The organism is Profundibacter amoris, assembly GCF_003544895.1.
Classification (GTDB): Bacteria; Pseudomonadota; Alphaproteobacteria; order Rhodobacterales; family Rhodobacteraceae; genus Profundibacter; species Profundibacter amoris.
Genome location: NZ_CP032125.1, coordinates 3,205,791 through 3,229,350, shown reverse-complemented (window position 1 = coordinate 3,229,350; position 23,560 = coordinate 3,205,791). Strand labels below are relative to the sequence as shown.

Genomic DNA, 23,560 nt, shown 5'->3' with positions numbered 1-23,560 from the left:
GCCGATTACTCGGCAGCATTTTCCTCGGGCGCGGCTTCTTCAGCAGGAGCAGCAGCTTTTGCGGCCTTTTCCTCGGCGCGGGCAACGGCTTTGTCACCGGGTTTGCCTTTGTTGGGGTTGTTGCGGGTTTTCTTTTCCAGAACGCCGGCAGCTTCCAGAAAACGCGATACGCGGTCGGTCGGCTGTGCACCTTCGCCCAGCCAGTATTTCACGCGCTCCATGTCCATTTTCACGCGCTCTTCGGAATCCTTGGGCAGCAGCGGGTTGTATGTGCCCAGCTTTTCGATGTAACGGCCATCGCGGGGCATCCGGCTGTCAGCCGCAACGATGCGATAAAAAGGACGTTTCTTGGAACCGCCGCGTGCGAGACGAATTTTCATAGCCATGTGATATTCTCCTATAAATGGCGTGGTGTGGCGGGGTGAACCCCGCCCTACATCAGGTTTTGTGTTTGTTGTGGTGTTGGATGACTTCCTGAATGATGAAGTTCAGGAATTTCTTGGCGAATTTCGGGTCGAGGTCGGCTTTTTCGGCCAGTTCCTCGAGTCGTGCGATCTGTGCTGCCTCGCGCGCCGGATCAGAGGCGGGCAGGTCATGTTCGGCCTTCAGTTTGCCCACGGCCTGCGTGTGGCTGAAGCGTTCGGCCAGCGTATAGACAAGGATCGAATCCAGCCGGTCGATGCTCTTGCGGTGGTCTTTCAGCAGTTCCGCGGCGCGGGTGACGGGATCAGTCATTGGGGCCTCCGGTCTGTACCTTTTGTACAATCGAGGGGGTGAAACGTACAATCATGACAGCGCCTCCGGTGCGGGGTGGCGATACATGCGGGTGGTGCCCATCTGTTCGTTTTCATAGACTCGGTCCAGCACACAGCCCAGCCGTTCGGCCAGCGCGATCGACCTGACATTATCGGGCACGATGTTGCTGGTCATGGTGGTGAAGCCCATTTCCCCGTAGGCATGTTCACGCACGGCCAAGGCGGCCTCATAGGCGTAACCCTTGCCTTCGGCATTCCGGAACACCACCCAGCCGATTTCCGGTTCGGGCCAGCCTTCGGGGTTCCAGATGCCGACGATGCCACAGGGCCGGTTGTCGGTTTTGGTCACGACGGTGAAATATCCGTAACCGCGCAATTGCCAGTGGCCGATGGAACTGGCGAACCAGCGCCATGCCTCGGAGCGCGAGGCCGTGTCGCCAAAACCGGCCGAGCGTTCGGTATCGGCAAAGAATTCGGCCAGCGGCTCGAAATCCTCGGCGACAGGGCCGCGCAGGATCAGGCGTTCGGTTTCAAGGGTGGGGATGGTCAGGGTCATTTCTTTTTACCAAACCCCGACAGCCCCGGCGGTAGCGAGCCGCCACCCAGACCGGGCAGTTTGCCGCCCATCTGTTTGGCCGCGGCTTCCATTGCCTTTGGGTCCATGTTCTGCAATTCGCCAGCCATGCCGTGACCGCCTTTGCCAAACATGCCGCCCATGGCTTTTTTCAGCATCCCGCCTTTGCCCATTTTGCCCATCTTCTTCATCATGTCGGCCATCTGGCGGTGCATCTTCATCAGCTTGTTCAGCTCGGACACTTCCAGACCGGCACCACGCGCGATGCGTTTCTTGCGCGAGGCCTGCAACAGTTTGGGATTGGCGCGTTCGCGTTTGGTCATCGAATTGATCAGCGCGATCTGGCGTTTCAGGATGCTGTCGTCAAAACCGGCATCTTCCACCTGTTTCTTCATCTTGCCCATGCCAGGCATCATGCCCATGATACCTTCCATGCCGCCCATTTTCAGCATCTGTTCCAGCTGCTGTTTCAGGTCGTTCATGTTGAACTGACCCTTCTGGAACCGCTTCATCATGCGTTCGGCCTGTTCGGCCTCGATGGTTTCCTGTGCCTTTTCGACCAGCGATACAATGTCGCCCATGCCAAGGATCCGGCCCGCCACACGTTCGGGGTGGAATTCCTCGAGCGCGTCCATCTTTTCGCCAAGGCCGACGAATTTGATCGGCTTGCCGGTGACAGCGCGCATGGACAGGGCCGCACCGCCGCGGCCGTCGCCGTCCATACGGGTCAGGACCACGCCGGACACACCGACCTTGCTGTCGAATTCCTCGGCCACGTTCACCGCGTCCTGACCGGTCAGGCCATCGACCACCAGCAGGGTTTCGCGCGGGTTGGCGATGTCGCGCACGGATTGCACTTCGTCCATCAACACTTCGTCGATGTGAAGGCGACCGGCGGTGTCCAGCATATAGACGTCATAGCCGCCCATCGTCGCCTGCTGTTTGGCGCGTTTGGCGATGTCCACGGCGGACTGGCCTTTGACGATCGGCAGGGTATCAACGCCGATTTGCGTGCCCAACACGGCCAGCTGTTCCTGCGCGGCAGGGCGCTGCACGTCCAATGATGCCATCAGCACGCGTTTACCCTGCTTTTCCTTTAGGCGTTTGGCCAGTTTGGCGGTGGTTGTGGTTTTACCCGAGCCTTGCAGGCCGACCATCAGGATCGGTGCGGGGGCGTTATCAATTTTCAGTTCGCCGGCGTTGTCATTGTCGCCGGCCAGCACATGCACCAGTTCGTCATGGACGATTTTAACGACCTGCTGGCCGGGAGTGATGGATTTGGTAACGGCCTGACCTGCGGCCTTGTCGGAAATTGCCTTGATGAAATCGCGGGCAACGGGCAGGGAAACGTCGGCCTCGAGCAAAGCCACGCGGACCTCGCGAAGCGCGGTTTTGATGTCGTCGTCAGACAGGGCGCCCTGTTTGGTCAGCCGGTCAAAGACACCACCAAGGCGTTCGGATAGATTTTCAAACATCTTAAAGGCTCCTATCGCCGTTAACCATATGCCCCATCATGCAGGATGGAACGCCCAAATGCCAATCACCCCCGTGGGCGAAACCTCGCTGACGGGGGGCGATCCCCGCGTGTGCGGGGACCGGAAGCTTTGACGGACTTCCGGATACAGGGGTGATTTACGGCGGGAAGGCGCCAGAGTCAAGCGTGGGCGGATTTGTCCGCTGGCGGTTGCGGGGCGGTTTGGTATCAGGGGGCAAGTGATGGAGGTTTTCATGAAACTGGCTGTGGTTTTCTGGGTTCTGGGCGCGGGCATGGCGCAGGCAGGGTTTGACAGCATTGAAGAACTGGGCGAGGCGCTGTTTTTCGACGTGAACCTGTCGCAGAACCGCACGCAATCCTGTGCCAGTTGTCACAACCCCGATCAGGCCTATGTGGACACGCGGCAAACCGATGCGGGGCTGGCGTTTTCGCTGGGCGATGACGGCGAATCGCTGGGGGATCGCAATGCGCCGACGATTACCTATGCGCGCGAGGTGCCTTTGTTTCAGGTGAACGACATGGGGTTCTACATGGGCGGGCAGTTTCTGGACGGGCGCGCGCATGATCTGGCGGCGCAGGCCGGTGGCCCGCCGCTGAACCCGATTGAAATGGGGATGCCGGACAAGGCCAGTGTGGTTTTGCGGCTGGCGGAAAATACCGATTATGTGGCGGCGCTAAAGGCGTATTTCGGCGCGGATGTGGCCGATGTAGAGGCCGCCTTTGACGCGATGACACAGGCGATTGCGGCTTATGAGCGGACGGACCTGTTCGCCCCTTATGACAGCAAATACGACCGCGCGGTTCGGGGGGACTATGTGATGACCCCGCAAGAGGCCTTGGGGCAGGATCTGTTTTTTGACAAGGAACGCACCAATTGCAGCCTGTGCCATTTCGGGAACGAAAAACCCGCCAGTGCGGGCGAATTGTTTACAGCGCATGAATATTTCAATCTGGGGGTTCCGACCAATGTGCCGGGGCGCAAGGCGAACGGGGTTCTGGTGGGCAAGATCGATTTCGGCCTGTTGGGCAACCCCGAGGTGAACGATGTGATCGAGATGGGCAAATTCCGCACCCCCACCTTGCGCAATGTCGCGGTGACGGGGCCTTATATGCACAACGGCATTTTCAACGATCTGCGCACGGTGGTTCTGTTTTACAACCGCTACAACACCGATGATCCCGAATGGCAGATCAACCCCGAAACCGGCAAGCCGTTCGGCTGGCCCGAGGTGCCCAAGACACTGGCGGTGCGCGAACTGACCCACGGGCCGGCCCTGAGCAATGATGAAATCGACGCGCTGGTGGCGTTTATGGAAACCCTGACGGATGCGCGATACGAGGATTTGCTGCAAGAATAGGGCCCTTGCAATTTTCAACGGATTGGCCAAAGCTGCGCCCCTGTTGTTTGAAAATGCGCAGAGGTCGATTATGGACAGTTGGGACGAAATCCGCACCGCCTATCACGTTGCCCGCGCCGGAACGGTTAGTGGTGCGGCACAGGAACTGGGGGTGCATCATGCCACGGTGATCCGGCATATTGATGCACTGGAAACCCGGATGGGCACCAAGCTGTTCCAGCGCCACGCGCGCGGTTATACCCCGACCGAAGCAGGCGCCGATCTGTTGCGGGTAGCGCAGGCAACGGATGATCAATTCGCCCAGCTTGCCGGACGGATCAAGGGACAGGGCGATACGGTGACAGGGGATCTGGTGGTGACGTCGCTTGCCAGTTTCTCGCATGTGATGACGCCGGTTCTGGTGCGGTTCCAGCGCAAACATCCCGAGGTCACGGTGCGCTACCTGACCGGATCACGGCTGTTTCGGCTGGAATATGGCGAGGCCCATGTGGCGATCCGCGCCGGCTCGCCGCCGGATCAACCCGACAATGTGGTGCAGAAGTTTTCAACCGAACGTATCGCGCTCTACGGGTCCGAGGATTATATCGCGGTGAATGGCATGCCCATGGGCGAGGGCGATCTGGGCACGCACCGCTTTGTCAGCTATGATGAGCCCCACACCCGCGCGCCCTATCACCAGTGGCTGAAGGACAACATTCCCTCCGAACAGGTGACGTTCCGCGTGGCCGATGACCGTAGTCTGCAACAGGCTATTCTGGCGGGCGCGGGGCTGGGGTTCATGACGGAAAGGATGGCCGACAGCCACAAAGGGTTGGTCAAAGTGTTGCCATCGCGGCCCGAATGGGCCTCGCCTTTGTGGCTTGTCACGCATGTGGATTTGCACCGGACCGCCAAGGTGCAGACCTTTCTGAAATTCCTGAAGGCTGAAATGGCAATCGAGGCCGGTGAATGAGCTACCAAATGCGCGGGCATCTGGCGATGCTGCTGTTTTCGGTGCTGGTGGCCGGATCGTTCAGTCTGGGCCATATGGCAGCAAATGAAATTTCCCCTGCGGCGCTGAATGTGGTGCGGTTTCTGATTGCCTCGGTGGTGATTGGCACGGTGGCGTCCCTGACCACAGGGTTCAAACGCAGCGATTTTGACGCCCCGTGGCGGTATCTGCTGCTGGGCGGGCTGTTTGCCATCTATTTCGTGCTGATGTTCGAGGGGCTGAAAACGGCCGATCCGGTCAGCACCTCGGCGGTGTTCACGCTGATCCCGCTGATGTCGGCTGGGTTCGGCTATTTGTTGCTGCGCCAGATCATGACACGCCGGATGGCGCTGGCGCTGGCGATCGGGGCGGTGGGCGCGCTGTGGGTGATCTTCCGTGCCGATCTGGCGGCGCTGCTGCGGTTTCGCATCGGTACAGGGGAGATGATCTATTTCTGGGGCTGTGTCGCCCATGCCATCTATACCCCGCTGGTGCGCAAACTGAACCGCGGCGAAGCGCCGGTGGTGTTCAGTTTCGGTATGATGGTGGCGGGGTTCTTTATCCTGCTGGCCTATGGCTGGAACGATCTGTGGGCGACCGACTGGGCCGCCTTGCCGGGGATTGTGTGGATCACGCTGGCCTATATTTCGATCGCGGCCAGTTCGATCACCTTTGTCTTGCTGCAGTATGCCGTGTTGCGCCTGCCGTCGGCCAAGGTGATGGCCTATACCTATCTGACACCCAGCTGGGTGATTCTGTGGGAAATCGTGCTGGGCAACGGTGTGCCGAACGGTCTGGTACTGGTCGGGGTGGGCATGACCATCGTTGCGCTGTGGTTGCTGTTGAAGGATGAAGAACTTTAAAGCCTCCGGCGGGGATATTTGGGCCATTTGGAAGGGGCGCAATTTGAATTAAATTGTCCTTTCTTCTTTTCTTAAATATCCGCGCCGCAGGCCTAGAATCTTTATAGCTGTCTTATCTACCCAATTCTTCCTCTAGAAACCGCTCGAAAGCATCCAGATTGACGGCTTCGAATTGCCCGAACCCCTGCATCCAGATCGTCGCGTCGCGCAGGGCGTCGGGTTCCAGTTTGCACCATTTCACCCGTCCGCGTTTTTCCTGACTGATCAGACCGGCGCGGGTCAGGATGGTCAGGTGTTTGGAAATGGCGGCCAGCGACATTGCAAACGGTTCGGCCACATCGGTGACAGCCATGTCATCCTCGAGCAGCATCGCAAGGATGGCGCGGCGGGTCGGGTCGCTGAGGGCGGCAAAGGTGGTGTCCAGAGTTGTGCTCATGCCTGATGGGTATGCGCAAGGCGGGGTAATCGTCAACCATTTGGTTGAATAACGGGTTTGGTGGAGATTCCGGTAAATTCGCGATTATTCAGTATTGGCGTTCTGTCGCGGTATTGGAAATACTGTTTTATTACAGATAGTTGGCGTCTGATGATGCCCACCCCTTCACGCTTGACTCATGCCCCCCTGCTGCCTAGGTTCCGCCCAACTGTCCGAGGGGGCCCTTTTGCCATGTCTGACGCACCTGATCCAAACCGGCTGAGCGAGCTGGAGCAGCGGATTGAAGCGGCCTGGAAAGCGCAAGAGCCGGAGCCCAAGGAAGAATCGAAGATATCCCAGGCGCAGCATGCGTGGCGGATGATCGTCGAGCTGACCGTCGGTATCGCTATCGGCGTCGGCATTGGATACGGGCTGGATGTGCTGTTTGGCACGATGCCGTGGTTTCTGGTGCCGTTTACATTGTTAGGCTTTGCGGCGGGCGTCAATGTGATGTTGAAAACCGCCAAAGAGTTACAGGAAGAAAACACGGCGGAATCCGCCGGGATGGACGAGGGAAAGTGACATGGCAGCTGAAGAACAAGCCGAAGGTCTGCAATTTCATCCGATGGAGCAGTTCACAGTGGAACCTCTGTTCGGGGGTGACACGATCCATTGGTATACACCCACGAATGTAACCCTGTGGATGGCCCTTGCGGTTCTGGCCATCATCGGTCTGCTGGTTCTGGGCACACGCAAGCGCGCGATTGTTCCCAGCCGCACACAGTCGGTTGCCGAACTGGCCTATGGTTTTGTTCACTCGATGGTCGAGGATGTGGCCGGTAAAGAGGCACTGAAATACTTCCCTTATATTATGACGCTGTTCATCTTTATCGTGTTCTCGAACTTTCTGGGCCTGATCCCGATGAGCTTTGTGACCACCTCGCATATCGCGGTTACCGTGGTTCTGGCGCTGCTGGTGTTTGTTTCGGTCACATTGCTGGGCTTCTACCTGCACGGCATCAAGTTTCTGGGCCTGTTCTGGGTTTCCAGCGCACCGCTGGCGCTGCGCCCTGTGTTGGCCGTGATCGAGATCATTTCCTATTTCGTGCGTCCTGTCAGCCACTCCATTCGTTTGGCCGGCAACGTCATGGCGGGCCACGCCGTGATCGAGGTGTTCGCCACCTTTGCAGGCGCGATCCTGATTGCCCCGCTGGCGCTGGTCGGCATCGTTGCGATGTTCGGCATGGATGTGCTGGTGGCCTTTATTCAGGCCTATGTGTTCACTATTCTGACTTGTGTTTATCTAAAGGATGCGCTGCATCCCAGCCACTAGTCAGCCCGACAATTCACTAATTACAAGCCAAATTCCAACGTAAGGAGAATACACTATGGAAGGCGATATCGTAGAAATGGGTAAATTCATCGGTGCAGGTCTGGCCACAATCGGTATGGGCGGCGCTGCTATCGGTGTTGGCTCAATCGTGGGCAACTTTCTGTCCGGCGCATTGCGCAACCCTTCGGCCGCTGGCGGCCAGACAGCCATGCTTTTCATCGGCATCGCATTTGCCGAGGCTTTCGGGATTTTCTCGTTCCTCGTTGCGCTGCTGCTGATGTTTGCTGTTTAAAACCCCGAGAACCAAATCCTTACGGTCGGTGCGTCCCTAATGCGGGCGCACCGATGTAAACACAGGTTCCCAGGAGGACGACGACATGGCAACAGAAGCTACAGAAGCCGCTGGCCAGATGGCAGAACACGGGGCAGAAGCCGCGGGTATGCCGCAGCTGGACTTCAGCACTTTTCCCAACCAGATATTCTGGTTGCTGGTCACGCTTGTCGTGATCTACCTCGTCCTGTCGCGGGTGGTTCTGCCGCGCGTCGGTTCGGTTTTATCCGAACGCCAAGGGACGATTACGAATGATCTTGCAGCAGCCGAAGAGCTGAAGCAACAGGCTGTTGAAGCCGAAAAAGCCTATAACAAGGCGCTGGCCGATGCGCGTGCTGAATCGCAAAAGATTGCTGCCGAAGCCAAGGCCGAAATACAGGCCGAGCTGGACATTGCGATCAGCAAGGCCGACGCCGAAATCGCCGCCAAATCTGCCGAGGCAGAAGCCGCGATTGCCGAAATCCGCAAGGGTTCGGTTGCAAGCGTGAAAAAGGTGGCCGCGGATACCGCAAAAGAGATTGTGGCATCCATGGGCATCAAGGCGGATGCCAAATCGGTGACTGCTGCGGTTACTGCACGGATGAAGGGGTAGGGATATGAAAAAACTTACAGTTCTACTCGTTCTTATCGCTTCGCCGGCTCTTGCCGCTGAAGGTCCGTTCTTTAGCCTCAAGAACCCCGAATTTGTGGTCGTCATCGGCTTTGTCCTGTTTCTGGCGCTGCTGGCCTATCTGAAGGTTCCCGGCCTGATTGGCGGGATGCTGGACAAGCGGGCCGAAGGCATCAAATCGGATCTGGACGAGGCCAAGGCCCTGCGCGAAGAAGCGCAGACAATCCTTGCATCTTACGAGCGCAAGCAAAAAGAAGTGCAGGAACAGGCCGACCGCATCGTCGAGGCCGCCAAGGCCGAAGCCGAGATTGCGGCAACCCAAGCCAAGGAAGAGCTGAAAGCCTCGATCGCGCGCCGTCTGGCGGCTGCGGACGAGCAGATCACTTCGGCACAGGCCTCGGCCGTGAAAGAAGTCCGCGACACAGCGATTGCGGTTGCGGTGGCAGCGGCGGAAGATGTGATTGCCAAGAAGCTGACAGCAGCGGATGGCAATGCGCTGATCGAGGACGCCATCAAGGATGTGGCTGCCAAGCTGCATTGAATTGACAAGCGGTGGGCGAACCTGCGGCCAAGGCCACAGAACCGCCCACCCTACGGCAGAATTTGAAAACCCGATCCTTTGTGGTCGGGTTTTTGTTTTCTAAAACTTGCCACGCCTGTTTTTTTCAATTACCAAAATATGGCTGCCCGTCATCGGGCAGTATGTTCTCAGGGCGGGGTGAAATTCCCCACCGGCGGTAAATCACTTCTGTGAAAGCCCGCGAGCGCCCTCCTGAAATGAGGGGTCAGCAGATCCGGCGAGACTCCGGAGCCGACGGTTAAAGTCCGGATGAAAGAGAGCGGGATTTGGGCTGTGCCGCTGTGCGCACCCGAAATGTCCTGTTTTGCCTTGGGTCTTGTGCGCAAAAGGAAAACAGGGACGACGCCATGACTCATACACTGACCACAGGTCGTAGCACGGCCATTACAGGGGCCGTCTGGATGATGGCGGCGGGCCTGTTGTTTGCTATCGACAATACACTGGTGCAGATGCTGACCATGCAGCAAGGGCAGGCACCGGCTACGGTCGCTTTCTGGCAATATGCCATTGCCCTGCTGTTCAGTCTGCCATGGGTGGTGATGCGCCTGCGCACGGGCGTGTTTTCCAAACGCTGGCCGATGCATATTTTCCGCGTGGCGCTGGCGGCGGCCGGTGTGCAGATGTGGGTTGCGGGGCTGGCCTATGTGCCGATCTGGCAGGCGATTGCGCTGATCATGACCTCGCCTTTTTTTGTCACCATCGGCGCGCGGCTGATGTTGGGCGAAAACGTTGGCATGGAACGCTGGGCGGCTGTATTTGTCGGCTTTGTCGGGGGCATGATCATACTGTCACCGTGGTCGGATGCCTTTGGCTGGGCCGCGCTTCTGCCCGTGGGCGCGTCGTTCCTCTGGGCGATGTCATCGCTTGTCACCAAGGTTCTGACCCGCACGGAAACGCCTGACTCGCTGACCCTGTATCTGCTGATCCTGCTAACCCCGATCAACGCGGTGCTGGCGGTGAAAAGCGGCTTTATCCTTACCACCACGGATTCCATGTGGCTGATCGTGGCAACAGGGGTGCTGACAGCGGCGGCCAACTACACCCTTGTCAAAGCCTACAGCGTCGCCGATGCCGCCTATCTGCAACCGTTCGACCATGTGAAACTGCCGTTCAATGTGCTGCTGGGCTGGGCTGTCTTCGGCTTCCTGCCGGCAGGCGCAATGTGGATCGGCACCTTCCTGATTGTCGGCGCGTCGCTCTATTTGCTGGGCCGTGAAGCAAGGGGGTAACCTTTCCCCCCTTCTTCTTGCCCTAAATACCTGCGCCGCAGGCATTCTACCCGCGCGTCTGTTCCTGTTGCAGGCGCAGGCGCGCGACGGCTTCGTTATGGTCGGCCTTTTGCTGATCGCTTAAGGCGGCGCCAACGTAATCCAGATGCGCCTCGATCGCGGCGCGGGTGCCGGACGGATCGCGGGCCAGCAGGGCGTCGTTGATGGCGCGGTGCTGATCCAGCAGGGCGCTGCGGGTGGTGCGCTGTTTGAACATCACCTTGCGGTTATAGAACACCCCTTCGCGCAGCAGATCGAACATCGAGCGCATCATATGCAGCATGATCACGTTGTGGCTGGCCTCGACAATTGCCAGATGGAATTCGGCGTCCAGCGCGGCCTCTTCCGCAGGGTTGCGTTTGGGGTGGGCGGCTTCCATTTTCAGGAAAATCTGGTTGATCACCTGTAGGTCGGTGTCCGACCCAAGGCGCGCGGCGCGCTCGCCTGCCAGCCCCTCCATATCGCGGCGAAAATCGAGGTAGTCGAATACCGCTTCGTCATGGGTGGCGAACAGTCGGGATAGCGCCGGCGGAAAGGTGCTGCCCAAAGCGTCCGATACGAAAATACCTGCGCCCGCACGGCTTTCCAGCAGGCCGCGGGTTTGCAGTTCTGCCACGGCTTCGCGCAGGGAGGGGCGCGAAACACCCATTTTTTCGCTTAGCTCGCGTTCCGAGGGCAGGCGTTCGCCGGGGCGCAGGATGCCGCGCAGGATCAGTTGCTCGATCTGGCGCACCACGGATTGTGACAGCTTTTCGGACTGGACGGGTTGAAATGGCATATGGTATCCTTTGAAAACTGGTTAAAACATATGACCACTGAATGGCAGGGACAATACAAAAAGGCCAGACGCGAGGGTCTGGCCTTTGGGATATTTGCAAGGTGTGCTGTTTAGCGAACCGGTCGGATTACAATTTCAACGCGGCGGTTCAGGCGGCGCCCTTCTGCCGTCAGATTGGTTGCGATGGGTTCATCCTCGCCTCGACCGATTGCGCGCACCCGCGACTGTGCCACACCCGAATTGATCAATACAGATGCAACCGCTCTGGCGCGGCGGGTTGACAGGTTCTGGTTATAGGATGCCGCACCAGTGTTGTCGGTGTGACCTAAAACATCAACCGTGGAGTTCGGATACTTCCGCAGGTTTGCGGCCAGTTTGCCAAGGTCGCTGCGCAGATCGGGGCGCACATAAGTGCTGTCCACGTCAAACAGGATGTCCTGTGGCATGGTCACGATCAAGCGGTCGCCAGCGTTTACGATTTTCACATCGTCGCTCATCGAGCCACGCAGTTCTTCGGCCTGTTTGTCCAGCTCGTTGCCGATGATGGCGCCAACGCCGGCGCCGATTGCGGCCCCGACAACTGCGTTTTTAACGCGGTCATTGCCGCTTTCGCGGGTGGCGCCCAACAGGGCACCCAGACCAGCGCCAATCAACGCACCGTTCTGGGCGCGTGTGTTGCCGTTTGCCGGTTCGGGACCGGGATCCATACAGCCGGCCAGGGCAAAGCTGCCTGCAGCCAGTAGAATTACAGGTGTTTTGAATTTCATGGTATCTGCCTCGTTCAATATTGCCGTTCTTTGACGTGATATACATACAATATCGGGCGTTGTTATCGAATATCAACCACCGCAATAGGCCGGAAACCGCCAAATCAGGCGGTATTCGAGCGAATCCCTTCCCATGCAAGCATCGCCCGTTTCACCGGTATGCCCCAGTGATACCCGCCCAAACCACCGGATTTGCGCAAGGCGCGGTGGCAGGGGATCAGCCAACTGACAGGATTGCGGCCCACCGCTGTTCCGACTGCACGCGCGGCACGCGGGGCGCCAACGCAGCTGGCGATTTCGGAATAGGTGGTGACGTGGCCGGACGGGATGGTCAGCAAGGCTTCCCAGACCTTGATCTGGAACGGGGCGCCGATCAGGTGCAGGTTGGCCTGCCCCGATTGCCCGAAGGCGGCCTTGACCCAGTCTGCCAGCGGGGCCGCATCCAGAATAAACGTGGCCTTGGGCCAGCGTGATTGCATATCTGCCATCGCGGCATCGCGCCCTGTTTCGGCGGCAAAGGCCAATCCGCACAGCCCCTTGCCGGTGCCCATCACCAATGCTTCGCCAAAGGGGCTGTCGAACCAGCCATAGCGGATGGTCAACCCGTCGCCTCTGCGGGCGAATTCGCCCGGACTCATGGCCTCCCAGCGCAGGAACAGATCATGCAAGCGGCTGCTGCCGGACAGGCCGACGGTATCGGCGGCTTGAAGGGTTGTGAAATGGTCGTGCAACAGGGTTTTGGCATAGCCCAGCGTCAGGTATTGTTGCAATCGTTTGGGGGAGGTGCCGACCCAGCGGGAAAAGACACGCTGGAAATGGGCGGGGCTCATCTGTAATTCGCCCGCCAACTGTTCCAGCGACAGGTTGCGCCCGCCGGCGGCATCAATGGTTTCAATCGCGCGTTTGATCACGCCGTAATGGTAATCGTTTTCCATGATGCAAAGATGGCGCATTGCGCAGCCCGGGTCGATCCGTTTCTTGCGCATCTTCTAAACAGAGGGCATACCATCGGCATGGCCAAACAGATGAAATACCAGACCATCAAGGAAGTGTTCCGCCGGTTCCATGAGTTGGAGCCGGAACCCAAGGGCGAATTGCACCACACCAACGCCTATACGCTGACCGTCGCGGTGGCCCTTTCGGCGCAGGCAACGGACGCGGGCGTGAACAAGGCCACGCGCGATTTGTTCAAAATTGCGGATACGCCGCAAAAGATGCTGGCGCTGGGGCTGGATGGTCTGACCGAACATATCAAAACCATCGGGCTGTTTCGGCAAAAGGCCAAGAACGTCATCAAGATGAGCCAGCTTCTGGTCGATGAATTTGACGGCGAGGTGCCCAGTTCACGCGCTGCATTGATCAGCCTGCCGGGCGTGGGCCGCAAAACCGCCAATGTGGTTTTGAACATGTGGTTCCATATGCCAACGCAGGCGGTGGACACCCATATTTTCCGGCTTGGTAATCGCACCGGCATTGCGCCCGGAAAAGATGTGGATGCGGTGGAACGCGCTATTGAAGACAACGTCCCCGCCGAGTATCAGCTACACGCGCATCACTGGCTGATCCTGCATGGCCGCTATGTGTGCAAGGCGCGCAAACCTGTCTGTGCCAATTGTATAATTCGTGATCTCTGCCCCTTTGAGGAAAAGACCCTATGACCAAGAAATACCAGATTGTCGGCATCGGTAACGCGATGGTGGATGTGCTTGCCCATGCCGAGGACAGTTTTCTGTCCGACAATGGCATCGAAAAAGGGATCATGCAGTTGATCGACATGGACCGCGCGGTGGAACTCTATGGCAAGATCGGCCCCGCGACCGAGATTTCCGGTGGCTCGGCTGCCAACACCATTGCCGGTGCCGCCCATCTGGGTGCGCGCACGGCCTATGTCGGCAAGGTCAAGGATGATCAGCTGGGGGCGATTTTCGCCCATGATCTGCGCTCGCAAGGGGTGGCTTATGAAACCACATTTGCGGCCAAGGACGCTGCACAGGAAACGGGTCGCTGCATTGTAATCGTGTCACCCTGTGGCGAGCGGTCGATGAACACCTATCTGGGCGTGACCGAATTTCTGGAACCATCCGATATTGATGAAACCCAAATGGCCCAGGCGGAATGGATTTATCTGGAAGGATACCGGTTTGACGGGCCGGACAGCCACGAGGCCTTTGCCAAGGCGAACAAGGCCTGCAAGGCGGCGGGCGGCAAGGTGTCTTTGACGCTATCCGATCCGTTCTGTGTCGAGCGCCACCGCGATGCGTTCCGCGAGATGATCAAATCGGATATCGACCTGTTGTTCTGCAACCGTGCCGAAATGCTGTCGATGTACCAGACCGAAGATTTCGACGCGGCATTGCAACAGGCCGCCGCCGAGGTGGAAATTGTCGCCTGCACCGATTCTGATCAGGGGGCGCATATCCTGTCCGGCGGACAGCGCTGGCACGCACCGGCCATTCCGACCGACATCGTGGATGCCACAGGTGCCGGCGATCTGTTCGCAGGCGCGTTTCTGTGGGGGCTGGTGAACGGCCATGATTTGCAGGCTTGCGGCAACATGGGGTGCATCGCGGCATCCGAAGTGATCAGCCATATCGGGGCACGCTCTGAAGCGGACCTGACCGAGGTGTTCAAGGCCAAGGGGCTGATTTCCTAACCCTTTGGTCCCAGCTTTGCGTGCACTTCGTCCAGATCGATTTCGCCGGTCGGCATTTTGTTGTTCGGGTCATGCACATCGTATTTGAACAGGTTGAAATCGCGTTTGTAGATTTCATAGACCAGATGCAGCGACAGATCGTCGAAATAATCGGCGATCGGGTGGGCGCGTTTGGGGCCGTGGCCTTCGGATTCGTTAAACCGCGGAATTTCGGTCAGGTTGACAGGGTGACGGGTTTCGATGGAATCCAGCACTTTTTGCATCCCGTCGTTGAAGGTTTCGACAGGGAAGATATGGTCATACCGCCCGCCGTTCATGATGAAGGTGGAAACATGGCCCGCCATGGCCGACCAGTGGATGTCGGGGTCCATCGGGCGGCGCCAGCGGATGGTGTCGCGGGCAAACAGCAGGAAACGGCGGAATGATTTGATCTGGTCAAATTCAAACCCCGTTTCCGGATCCCCCACTTCGATCCCGTATTTCTGGATCAGCAGCGGCACCAGTTTGCCGCGATAGCGTTTGCCGTTGCGCTGGATACCGCAGATTTTGTCAAAGAACGAACTGAGGATGCGCCCGTAAGGATTGCGCACGCAGGTAAAGGCGGGTGATTTGTGGTTTGTCACATTTGCCTCGATCACCGGCTGGCTGTCCTCGATCCCCCATTTGTGGATTTTGCTTTTGGCGTCATGGATATCGCCGTCAAAGAATTCCCCGTGGTCCGAATAATACATAATTTGCCCGATGGTCGAGCAGGCACATTTGGGGACGACACGATAAACGACGCTTTCGCTTTCTGTCATCCAGACTCCGGGAAAACCCATAATATTCACTCGCCTTTAATAATTTGCCGCGCCGCATAATGTGACCCAAGGACAATTGCGCCTAAAAAAGCAAATAAACGCTGTATATTCAACGCCCATTCGCGTTATTTAGAGACGATAAGCGGTTTTTCGGGGTTGCGGTTCAACAAATGGCAAAAATTGCCTTTATTCTTTTATGTCACAAAGACCCGGATGCGATCATAAAGCAGGCCGAACGGTTAACTGCGGCCGGCGATTTTATGGCGATTCACTTTGATGCGCGTGCGAATCCGGCCAGTTTTGAAATGATCAAGGATGCGCTGGGCGACAATCCCAATGTGACCTTTGCCAGGAAACGGATCAAATGCGGTTGGGGGGCGTGGTCGCTGGTGCAGGCCACGTTGAACGCGGTCGAAGCGGCGGTCGATGCCTTTCCGCGGGCGACGCATTTTTACATGCTGTCGGGGGATTGTATGCCGATCAAATCGGCCAGCTATGTGCATGGTTTTCTGGACAATGACGATGTGGATTACATCGAAAGTTTCGATTTTTTCGAAAGCGACTGGATCAAAACGGGCTGGAAAGAAGAACGCCTGATCTATCGCCACTTCTTTAACGAGCGCACCCAACCCAAGCGGTTTTACGGATCTTTCAAATTACAGCAAAAGTTGGGCCTGACCCGCGAAATTCCCGCCGATTTGCAAATTATGATCGGCAGCCAGTGGTGGTGCCTGCGCCGCCGCACGGTTGAATGGATTCTGGACTTTATTCGCAAGCGCAAGGATGTGATGCGGTTTTTCCGCACCACATGGATTCCGGATGAAACCTTTTTCCAGACGCTTGTGCGGCATCTGGTGCCTGAAAACGAGATCAAATCGCGCACCCTGACGTTTCTGGTGTTTTCCGATTACGGCATGCCGGCGACGTTTTATAACGACCATTACGATTTGCTGTTGGGCCAGAATTTCCTGTTTGCCCGTAAAATCAGCCCCGAGGCGCATGAGCTGAAGCGCAAGCTGGGGGATCTTTATGCCAGCGACAAGACGGATTTCCAGATATCGAACGAAGGCCAGCGGCTGTATAAATTCCTGACCAACCGTGGCCGCGTGGGTCGCCGCTTTGCCCCGCGTTTCTGGGAGGCAGAAAGCACAATCGGTCGCGACCGCGAGCTGTTGATCGTGTTGTGCAAGAAATGGCATGTCGCCAAGCGGCTGGTGGAAACGGTGCGGCAGGTTACGGATTTGCCTGTGCTTGAATATCTGTTTGACGAAGAGGCCACAGCCTTGCCCGATCTGGGGGGTATCCAGTCAACGCTGGCCAAACGCACCCGTCACCGTCGGGCACTGACACGGATGCTGTTTGATTATTACAACACCAACCGGATGCTGATCTGTCTGGACCCCAACAACGTCGATCTGTTGAAGGATTTTCAGGCGGGTGGCTCGAATATCAGGTTGCTGGAAATCGAGTGTAATTTCAGCGATGACTATCTGATCGGCCATGCCAGACGGGTCGGGCTGGCGGGGGAAAACACACCGCATGAAATCGTTGAAAATCTGTTGCCAACCATCCGTCAGGACGTGGTTTACGAAAGCGAACAGATCCGCGAGGCGGGGTTCGATCATCATTCCCTGATCCGCGAGAGGAATTCCGTCGAGGAAAACACCCCGCCTATTGCAGGGTTCCTTGACATAACAGATGATAAGGCGCGACAGATCGCAGAAACCAACCACCTGTTCACCGACTAAGGATTGCCCGATGCCCTATGCTTATGACGACCAGAACATATTCGCAAAAATCCTGCGCGGGGAAATTCCCTGTGGCAAGGTGATGGAAACCGAACACACGCTGGCCTTTCATGACATCAGCGAGCAGGCGCCGCATCATGTGCTGGTTATTCCCAAAGGCCCTTATGTCTGTTTTGACCATTTCGCCACCGAGGCTTCGGATGCCGAGATCATTGATTACACCCGCACGATTGGCGCGGTGTGCAAACAGTTGGGCATCGAGCCGGGCGAGGGGGGCGACGGGTATCGCCTGATTGCCAATGCGGGGCGTGACGCGGTGCAGGAAGTGCCGCATCTGCATGTGCATATTCTGGGTGGCCGTCCTTTGGGGCGGATGTTGCAACCCGCTTAGGGTCGGGGCCTATCTGACGGGCCTGTGCATCTGATTTTGATCAGTAGAACGGCCACGGTAAACAGCAAAACCGCAAGGAAGTTGAATTTATAGGCCGGTGGCAGCACCGTCAGAACCATGGGGATGGATTCAATAAACAACACAGCCACCACCCAGGGGCATTTTTCCTGCGTGCGGGCGTGTTTGATCACCAATATCAGCGGTAGCAACAGCAAGGTGTAATCATACAAGACGATGTAGGGGCTGGTGAAAAACGCGGCCAGTCCGGCGACCACCCAGAACCTGTCGTCTTTGGCATCCCGAAACGCATAGGTCCCCAGCCCGCAGAGTGCCGCCAGCAGGGCGAAATGCAAGATCCACCTTATTGCGGCCGGAATCCCGAACGGGGCCAGCGCCACAAAAAGGGACGATCTATACGGGTTCTCGAGCTGCATGGCTAACAGATTGTCCGAGGCGGATTTGAGCAGCGAGAGAAACTGCAACCATATATCGCTGCCATAAAACAGGCTGGTAGACAGGATCGCAACGGCGGCAATAATGATTGACGGCAGTATCGATTTGGGCAGGGTTTTGAGGAAATACAAAAACAGGATCACCCCGCCGACATGGGGTTTCGCCGCAACCAACGTCAGGGCAATCAGCGCCAAAACAGGATGGCGTTTTGACAGGTGATACCCCAGCAGCAGAAACACCAGAAAGAATACCGTGGGGTGGCCGAATGCAATGGGGATCAGCAAAGGAAAGGCCGACAGGATTATGATCTCGCGGAACTTGTCGCGAAAAAGGGAACGGACCGTCAGGTAATAGGCCGCCAAACCGATAAAGTTGAACACCACATAAGCAACGGGGGCCTGAAACTGGGCCAGCGCCTGACTGTAGGGCAGCAATAGTGGCGGGTAAAACCACGGAAAGGCGCCCGGTGTGCCATAGGTTGGCGCGAACTGGGCAACAAAGCTGTCCCAGTCAAACGCCAATTGCGCCTGCCCGTTGTTGGCCAGCACCCCTGCCAGATGGAATGTGTGGAAATCAAAGATGCCATAGGTTTCCCATCTGGCGAATTTCAGGATCACAAATACAAACGGCAGCGCAGCAAGGATCCAGAACAGGGTTTTGCTGAAATAAGCCGAGCTGTTTTCGGAACGGGGCATCATCGCCTTTTCGTAACAGGAATAATAGAATGCGTTCACTACTGTTATCGCGGGCCTGTTGTGAAGGCAACGGGTGCTGAATTTGGCAATGATGCCAGATATTCAAAGGCCCTGAGTTTGCACAGCTTGGGCAAAGTCAATTACATTTCTTCAAGGCAGTATAAAAGACGTGATTGATGCCTTGTCCATGCGTCACGGATCGTTATCATGGCGCCAACAAATTGACGAATGGAGCGACCATGACCACCGAAGCCCCCGAAACCGTAATTGTCGATAAATACCGCATTTCCTGCGATGGTGGCGGGGCGAATGGCCACCCGAAGGTCTGGTTGCAAATCCCCAGTGAACAGGGCTGGGTCGAATGCCCCTATTGCGACACCAAATTCATCCACAGCGATTATGTGAAAAACGACTAGGCCATCTGGTGGCCGCATTGCTCCCGTTCGGGCGCTTTGCCCAAGGAGAATGACATGAGTTTTGGCAAAGGCTGCCATCTACACCTGATCGACGGCTCGGCCTTTATTTTCCGTGCCTATCACGCATTGCCCCCGTTGACGCGCAAATCCGATGGTCTGCCGATTGGCGCGGTCGCGGGGTTTTGCAACATGCTGTACAAGCAGATCGAGGCCAACAAGGGGCCGGATGCGCCCACCCATGTTGCGGTGATCTTTGACTATTCCGGCAAGACGTTTCGTAATGAAATCTACGATAAATACAAGGCCAACCGCCCGCCCCCGCCCGAAGACCTGCGCCCGCAATTCCCCCTGACCCGCGACGCCACCCGCGCCTTCAACATTGCCTGTCACGAGGTCGAGGGGTTCGAGGCAGATGACATCATCGCCACACTGTCCAGACAGGCCCGAGAGGCAGGCGGGCGCTGCACCATCATCAGTTCGGACAAGGATTTGATGCAGCTTGTCGGCGGTGGCGTTGAAATGCTGGACGCAATGAAGAACAAGCGGATAGACGCGGACGGTGTGCGCGAAAAATTCGGCGTCGGGCCGGAGCGAGTGGTCGATGTGCAGGCGCTGGCGGGGGATAGTGTCGATAACATCCCCGGTGCGCCCGGGATCGGTATCAAAACGGCGGCGTTGCTGATAAACGAATATGGCGATCTGGAAAATCTGCTGGAACATGCCGAAGAAATCAAACAGCCCAAACGCCGGCAGGCGCTGATCGAAAACGCCGATCTGATCCGCCTGTCAAAGCAGTTGGTGACACTGGTTGACGATATGGATCTGGATTTCACGCTGGATGATCTGGAGCTGAAAGCGCCGGAGCCGGAACCTTTGCTGTCGTTTCTGACGGAAATGGAATTTCGCACCCTGACCAAACGGATCGCTGATCAAATGGGGGTCGAGCCGCCCGCGATAGAGGTGTCCGCGGCCCCTGTGGACACCCCCGACGCCCCGCCGTTTAACGCCGGAAAATACGAATGGGTCAAGGATGTGGATGCCCTGACCAAATGGATCGAGCGGATTTACGAACGTGGCTATGTGGCGGTGGATACCGAAACCACGGGGCTGGACACCATGCGGGTTGATCTGGTCGGGATTTCGCTGTCGGTCGAGGCAGGCGAGGCCTGTTATATCCCTCTGCGCCACAAGGAAAGTGCAGGGGATGATTTGTTTGCCTCGGATGCGCTGGCCGAGGGGCAGATGAATTTCGATGTGGCCCTGACTATGCTGAAGCCGATGCTTCAGGATGAAAGCATCCTGAAAATCGGCCAGAACATGAAATATGATGCCAAGATTTTCGCCCGTGTCGGTGTGGATGTGGCCCCGATTGATGATACCATGTTGCTGTCCTATGCCCTGCACGCAGGATTGCACAACCACGGCATGGATGCGCTGTCGGAACGTTATCTGGACCACAGCCCGATCCCGATCAAACCGCTGCTGGGCGCGGGTAAATCCGCGATCACGTTCGATAAGGTCAAGGTGGCCGATGCCGTGCCCTATGCCGCCGAAGACGCCGATATCACCCTGCGTCTGTGGCAGATGTTCAAACCGCGCCTGCATGTGGAACAGGTGACCACGGTTTACGAAACCATGGAACGCCCGCTGGTGCCGGTTCTGGCGCAGATGGAGATGAACGGCATCAAGGTGGACCGCGATGTTCTTAGCCGGATGTCGAACAATTTCGCCCAGAAAATGGCGGCACTCGAGGCGGAAATCCATGAACTTGCGGGACGGTCCTTCAATGTTGGCTCGCCCAAACAGTTGGGTGAAATCCTGTTTGACGAAATGGGGCTTGAGGGGGGCAAAAAAGGCAAAACGGGCGCTTATGCCACCGGTGCCGATGTGCTCGAGGATCTGGCCGCCGAGGGTAACGAACTGGCAGCACGGGTGCTGGACTGGCGCCAGCTTAGCAAGTTGAAATCGACCTATACCGATGCGCTTCAGGATCACATAAACCCCGATACGGGGCGTGTGCATACGTCCTATGTGATTGCGGGGGCGAACACGGGGCGGTTGGCCTCGACCGATCCGAATTTGCAGAACATTCCGGTGCGCACCGAAGAAGGGCGCAAAATCCGCGAGGCCTTTGTGGCGGACGAAGGCAAGGTTTTGCTGTCGCTGGATTACAGCCAGATCGAACTGCGGATACTGGCGCATATCGCCGACATTGACGCGCTGAAACAGGCGTTTCGCGACGGACTGGACATTCACGCGATGACCGCAAGCGAGATGTTCGATGTGCCGCTGGACGAAATGACGCCCGACATTCGCCGCAAGGCCAAGGCGATCAATTTCGGGGTGATCTATGGTATCTCGGGCTTTGGTCTGGCCCGCAACCTGCGGATTCCGCGCAAAGAGGCGCAGGGGTTTATTGATCGCTACTTTGAACGCTTCCCCGGTATCCGTACCTATATGGATACAACGGTGGAATACGCCAAAGAGCATAAATATGTGAAAACCCTGTTCGGGCGCAAAATCCACACGCCGGAAATGGGGTCGAAAGGCCCGCGCGCCGGTTTTGCCAAACGCGCGGCGATCAATGCGCCGATACAGGGGTCGGCCGCCGACATCATCCGCCGTGCGATGGTGCGGATGCCAGAGGCGATTTACGGCATGCCCGCCAAGATGCTGCTACAGGTCCACGATGAACTGATCTTCGAGGTAGAAGAGGGGGCTGTGGACGCTGTGACCAAAGTGGTGCGTGACGTGATGGAAGGGGCATCTATGCCCGCCGTCAAACTGGATGTGCCACTGATTGTGGACGCGGGCGTCGGGGTCAACTGGGCCGAGGCGCATTAGGGTTTTTTGGTGCGCGGTGGAGGCATCATGGATAGACCATTTTTGGGAATTCTTGCGCTTGATACCAACTTCCCGCGGATTAAGGGGGATGTTGGCAACCCTGACAGCTATCCTTTTGCGGTTGTCATCAAAGTGATCGCGGGGGCCGATAGCCCTGACATCGTGCGCGACGGGATGCCCGCAGACTGGCTTCTTGAAACATTCATTGCAAAAGCGCGCGCGTTGGAAGAACGCGGCGCTGCGGCGATTATTTCCACATGCGGTTTTCTGGTAAATGTGCAATCCGAAATCGCATCTGCCGTGAAAATTCCGGTGCTGTTGTCTGCGCTTTCGCTATTTCCGCTTGCTCGGGCCACATGTCCGGGCCGGATTGGCATATTGACCGCTTCCGGAAAGGCGCTGGGCCTCAATACGCTGGCGGCGGCTGGCATATCGCCGGAATTGGTTGCGGTTGCCGGTCTGGAGGATGTGCCGGAATTTGCTGAAACCTTCCTTGTGCCGCGTGACGAACAGGCAACCGAACTGGATTATTCCGCACTTGAAAATGCTGTTGTTGCGCGGGCCATAGGGTTGCAAACAGAAAACCCGGACCTTTCGGCGTTTATTCTGGAATGTGGAAATCTGCCGCCTTATGCGAATGCCGTGAAACAGGCCACCGGTTTGCCGGTGTTTCACCTTGTCGGGGCGGCATCGTTGTTGCTGGAGGCCAGCTAGAGCTTGACCCACTCCAGCCCGTCAACTGTGCGCCCCTTTGGGTGATATTCGCCGCTGACGAACCCCTTGTAGCCGTCCGCATCAATCTGTTTGAAGAATCCGGCGCAATCAATATCGCCGATGTCCGGTTCATGCCGCCCCGGTGCGCCTGCAATCTGGATATGCACTGCGCGGTGGCCGTGTCTGGACCAAGTGGCGGGCAGATCGCCGGTGATCATATGCGCGTGGTAGGCGTCAAATTGCAGGTTCACATTGGGGGCATCCACCGCGTCCAGTATTTCGGCGGCCTGATCGAAATCATGCAGGAAATAACCGGGGATGTCGGTGGGGTTGATCGGCTCGATTGTCAGGCTTTGTTTCGGGGCCTGCATTGCGGCCCATTTCAGGTTTTCAATGAACGTCGCCCGCGCCACGGCCCCTTTGGCACGGCCCGCCATGATGTGGATATGGGTGGGTTTCAGCAGTTGCGCATAGCGCAGGGTGCGTTTGAAATCATACTGGAACCGCTTTTCACCATTCGGTATGGCCGCATAACCCCGATCCCCGCCCGCCCAGTTTGGCGGCGGAGTGTTGATCAGGGCCATCTTCAGGTCGTGTTTGATCAGGGCCGAGCGCATTTCCTGTGCTGGATTGTCATAAGGGAACAGAATTTCCACCACATCGAACCCTGCGTCCTTGGCCGCGCCAAAGCGTTCGATCAGCGGGTATTCGGTGAACAGCATCGTCAGATTGGCGCAGAAGGTGGGCAT

General features: G+C 57.3%; 27 protein-coding genes and 1 riboswitch. Of the genes, 16 read left to right on the top strand and 11 right to left on the bottom strand.

Annotated features, from left to right (window positions below):
• Positions 1 to 5: 5 nt before the first annotated feature.
• Genes rpsP through ffh form a run of 4 tightly spaced genes read right to left on the bottom strand, consistent with a single transcriptional unit; the run spans position 6 to position 2,804 of the window.
• Positions 6 to 386, bottom strand: coding sequence for a 30S ribosomal protein S16 (gene rpsP, locus BAR1_RS16130; RefSeq protein WP_118943977.1), 381 nt, complete (start codon positions 384 to 386; stop codon positions 6 to 8).
• 52 nt (positions 387 to 438) lie between these two features.
• Positions 439 to 735, bottom strand: a complete 297-nt coding sequence (locus BAR1_RS16125; RefSeq protein WP_118943976.1) for a chorismate mutase — start codon at positions 733 to 735, stop codon at positions 439 to 441.
• A gap of 51 nt (positions 736 to 786) precedes the next feature.
• Positions 787 to 1,311: a GNAT family N-acetyltransferase gene (locus BAR1_RS16120; RefSeq protein ID WP_118943975.1), complete on the bottom strand. Its 525-nt coding sequence runs from the start codon at positions 1,309 to 1,311 to the stop codon at positions 787 to 789.
• A complete protein-coding gene (ffh, locus tag BAR1_RS16115) occupies positions 1,308 to 2,804 on the bottom strand; it encodes a signal recognition particle protein (RefSeq protein WP_118943974.1) in 1,497 nt (498 codons plus the stop codon). Before ffh ends, BAR1_RS16120 begins: the two co-directional genes overlap by 4 nt.
• Positions 2,805 to 3,045: 241 nt before the next feature.
• Between ffh and BAR1_RS16110 the strand changes: the two genes are divergently transcribed.
• The 3 genes from BAR1_RS16110 to BAR1_RS16100 all read left to right on the top strand — a co-directional run bounded on the left by BAR1_RS16110 (position 3,046) and on the right by BAR1_RS16100 (position 6,015).
• Positions 3,046 to 4,182, top strand: coding sequence for a cytochrome-c peroxidase (locus tag BAR1_RS16110; protein WP_228408590.1), 1,137 nt, complete (start codon positions 3,046 to 3,048; stop codon positions 4,180 to 4,182).
• Between the two features lie 70 nt (positions 4,183 to 4,252).
• Entirely contained in the window at positions 4,253 to 5,134 is an 882-nt protein-coding gene (locus BAR1_RS16105; RefSeq protein WP_118944528.1) for a LysR family transcriptional regulator, read from the top strand.
• Positions 5,131 to 6,015: a DMT family transporter gene (locus tag BAR1_RS16100; protein WP_118943973.1), complete on the top strand. Its 885-nt coding sequence runs from the start codon at positions 5,131 to 5,133 to the stop codon at positions 6,013 to 6,015. Before BAR1_RS16105 ends, BAR1_RS16100 begins: the two co-directional genes overlap by 4 nt.
• A 112-nt stretch (positions 6,016 to 6,127) precedes the next feature.
• Here the strand turns inward: BAR1_RS16100 and BAR1_RS16095 are convergent, their stop codons facing one another.
• Entirely contained in the window at positions 6,128 to 6,451 is a 324-nt protein-coding gene (locus BAR1_RS16095; RefSeq protein WP_118943972.1) for an ArsR/SmtB family transcription factor, read from the bottom strand.
• Positions 6,452 to 6,682: 231 nt separating this feature from the next.
• Between BAR1_RS16095 and BAR1_RS16090 the strand changes: the two genes are divergently transcribed.
• The 6 genes from BAR1_RS16090 (at position 6,683) to BAR1_RS16065 (ending at position 10,513) form a co-directional block, all read left to right on the top strand.
• Positions 6,683 to 7,012: an AtpZ/AtpI family protein gene (locus tag BAR1_RS16090; protein WP_118943971.1), complete on the top strand. Its 330-nt coding sequence runs from the start codon at positions 6,683 to 6,685 to the stop codon at positions 7,010 to 7,012.
• Position 7,013: 1 nt separating this feature from the next.
• Positions 7,014 to 7,763 (top strand): F0F1 ATP synthase subunit A, encoded by a 750-nt coding sequence (locus BAR1_RS16085; RefSeq protein WP_118943970.1) that lies wholly within the window; start codon positions 7,014 to 7,016, stop codon positions 7,761 to 7,763.
• 55 nt (positions 7,764 to 7,818) lie between these two features.
• On the top strand, positions 7,819 to 8,055 hold the full coding sequence (locus tag BAR1_RS16080) for a F0F1 ATP synthase subunit C (RefSeq protein ID WP_118943969.1): 237 nt from the start codon (positions 7,819 to 7,821) through the stop codon (positions 8,053 to 8,055).
• A gap of 85 nt (positions 8,056 to 8,140) precedes the next feature.
• Positions 8,141 to 8,686, top strand: coding sequence for a F0F1 ATP synthase subunit B' (locus BAR1_RS16075; RefSeq protein ID WP_118943968.1), 546 nt, complete (start codon positions 8,141 to 8,143; stop codon positions 8,684 to 8,686).
• A 4-nt stretch (positions 8,687 to 8,690) separates the two neighbouring features.
• Positions 8,691 to 9,245 (top strand): F0F1 ATP synthase subunit B, encoded by a 555-nt coding sequence (locus BAR1_RS16070; protein ID WP_118943967.1) that lies wholly within the window; start codon positions 8,691 to 8,693, stop codon positions 9,243 to 9,245.
• Positions 9,246 to 9,404: 159 nt separating this feature from the next.
• Positions 9,405 to 9,549, top strand: a riboswitch (FMN riboswitch).
• A gap of 82 nt (positions 9,550 to 9,631) precedes the next feature.
• A complete protein-coding gene (locus tag BAR1_RS16065) occupies positions 9,632 to 10,513 on the top strand; it encodes a DMT family transporter (protein ID WP_118943966.1) in 882 nt (293 codons plus the stop codon).
• A 46-nt stretch (positions 10,514 to 10,559) separates the two neighbouring features.
• Here the strand turns inward: BAR1_RS16065 and BAR1_RS16060 are convergent, their stop codons facing one another.
• The 3 genes from BAR1_RS16060 to BAR1_RS16050 form a co-directional block, all read right to left on the bottom strand.
• Positions 10,560 to 11,330: a FadR/GntR family transcriptional regulator gene (locus BAR1_RS16060; RefSeq protein ID WP_118943965.1), complete on the bottom strand. Its 771-nt coding sequence runs from the start codon at positions 11,328 to 11,330 to the stop codon at positions 10,560 to 10,562.
• A gap of 110 nt (positions 11,331 to 11,440) precedes the next feature.
• Entirely contained in the window at positions 11,441 to 12,097 is a 657-nt protein-coding gene (locus BAR1_RS16055) for an OmpA family protein (RefSeq protein ID WP_118944527.1), read from the bottom strand.
• A 104-nt stretch (positions 12,098 to 12,201) separates the two neighbouring features.
• On the bottom strand, positions 12,202 to 13,050 hold the full coding sequence (locus BAR1_RS16050) for a methylated-DNA--[protein]-cysteine S-methyltransferase (RefSeq protein WP_228408588.1): 849 nt from the start codon (positions 13,048 to 13,050) through the stop codon (positions 12,202 to 12,204).
• A 60-nt stretch (positions 13,051 to 13,110) separates the two neighbouring features.
• Here BAR1_RS16050 and nth point away from each other — a divergent pair, with 60 nt between their 5' ends.
• Positions 13,111 to 13,755 (top strand): endonuclease III, encoded by a 645-nt coding sequence (gene nth, locus BAR1_RS16045; protein WP_118943963.1) that lies wholly within the window; start codon positions 13,111 to 13,113, stop codon positions 13,753 to 13,755.
• Entirely contained in the window at positions 13,752 to 14,750 is a 999-nt protein-coding gene (locus tag BAR1_RS16040; protein ID WP_118943962.1) for an adenosine kinase, read from the top strand. The genes nth and BAR1_RS16040 overlap by 4 nt, the downstream gene beginning before the upstream one ends.
• Here BAR1_RS16040 and BAR1_RS16035 read toward each other — a convergent pair.
• The gene (locus tag BAR1_RS16035; protein ID WP_118943961.1) at positions 14,747 to 15,571 is read right to left on the bottom strand and encodes a sulfotransferase family protein; all 825 of its coding nucleotides are present in this window, start codon (positions 15,569 to 15,571) and stop codon (positions 14,747 to 14,749) included. The two genes, BAR1_RS16040 and BAR1_RS16035, sit on opposite strands and share 4 nt — an antisense overlap.
• A 149-nt stretch (positions 15,572 to 15,720) precedes the next feature.
• On the opposite strand from BAR1_RS16035, the gene BAR1_RS16030 reads away from it, so the two are divergent.
• A complete protein-coding gene (locus BAR1_RS16030) occupies positions 15,721 to 17,298 on the top strand; it encodes a DUF5928 domain-containing protein (protein ID WP_118943960.1) in 1,578 nt (525 codons plus the stop codon).
• A gap of 10 nt (positions 17,299 to 17,308) precedes the next feature.
• Positions 17,309 to 17,689 (top strand): histidine triad nucleotide-binding protein, encoded by a 381-nt coding sequence (locus BAR1_RS16025; protein WP_118943959.1) that lies wholly within the window; start codon positions 17,309 to 17,311, stop codon positions 17,687 to 17,689.
• Here BAR1_RS16025 and BAR1_RS16020 read toward each other — a convergent pair.
• On the bottom strand, positions 17,686 to 18,876 hold the full coding sequence (locus tag BAR1_RS16020; RefSeq protein ID WP_118943958.1) for a glycosyltransferase family 87 protein: 1,191 nt from the start codon (positions 18,874 to 18,876) through the stop codon (positions 17,686 to 17,688). The two genes, BAR1_RS16025 and BAR1_RS16020, sit on opposite strands and share 4 nt — an antisense overlap.
• Before the next feature lie 200 nt (positions 18,877 to 19,076).
• On the opposite strand from BAR1_RS16020, the gene BAR1_RS16015 reads away from it, so the two are divergent.
• From BAR1_RS16015 to BAR1_RS16005, 3 genes are read left to right on the top strand one after another with little or no spacing between them, the layout of a single operon-like run.
• Positions 19,077 to 19,253 (top strand): zinc-finger domain-containing protein, encoded by a 177-nt coding sequence (locus tag BAR1_RS16015; protein ID WP_118943957.1) that lies wholly within the window; start codon positions 19,077 to 19,079, stop codon positions 19,251 to 19,253.
• 54 nt (positions 19,254 to 19,307) lie between these two features.
• The gene (gene polA, locus BAR1_RS16010; RefSeq protein ID WP_118943956.1) at positions 19,308 to 22,097 is read left to right on the top strand and encodes a DNA polymerase I; all 2,790 of its coding nucleotides are present in this window, start codon (positions 19,308 to 19,310) and stop codon (positions 22,095 to 22,097) included.
• Between the two features lie 27 nt (positions 22,098 to 22,124).
• Positions 22,125 to 22,811 (top strand): aspartate/glutamate racemase family protein, encoded by a 687-nt coding sequence (locus BAR1_RS16005; protein WP_118943955.1) that lies wholly within the window; start codon positions 22,125 to 22,127, stop codon positions 22,809 to 22,811.
• Here the strand turns inward: BAR1_RS16005 and BAR1_RS16000 are convergent.
• The gene (locus tag BAR1_RS16000; protein WP_118943954.1) at positions 22,808 to 23,560 is read right to left on the bottom strand and encodes a hydroxypyruvate isomerase family protein; all 753 of its coding nucleotides are present in this window, start codon (positions 23,558 to 23,560) and stop codon (positions 22,808 to 22,810) included. The genes BAR1_RS16005 and BAR1_RS16000 overlap by 4 nt on opposite strands.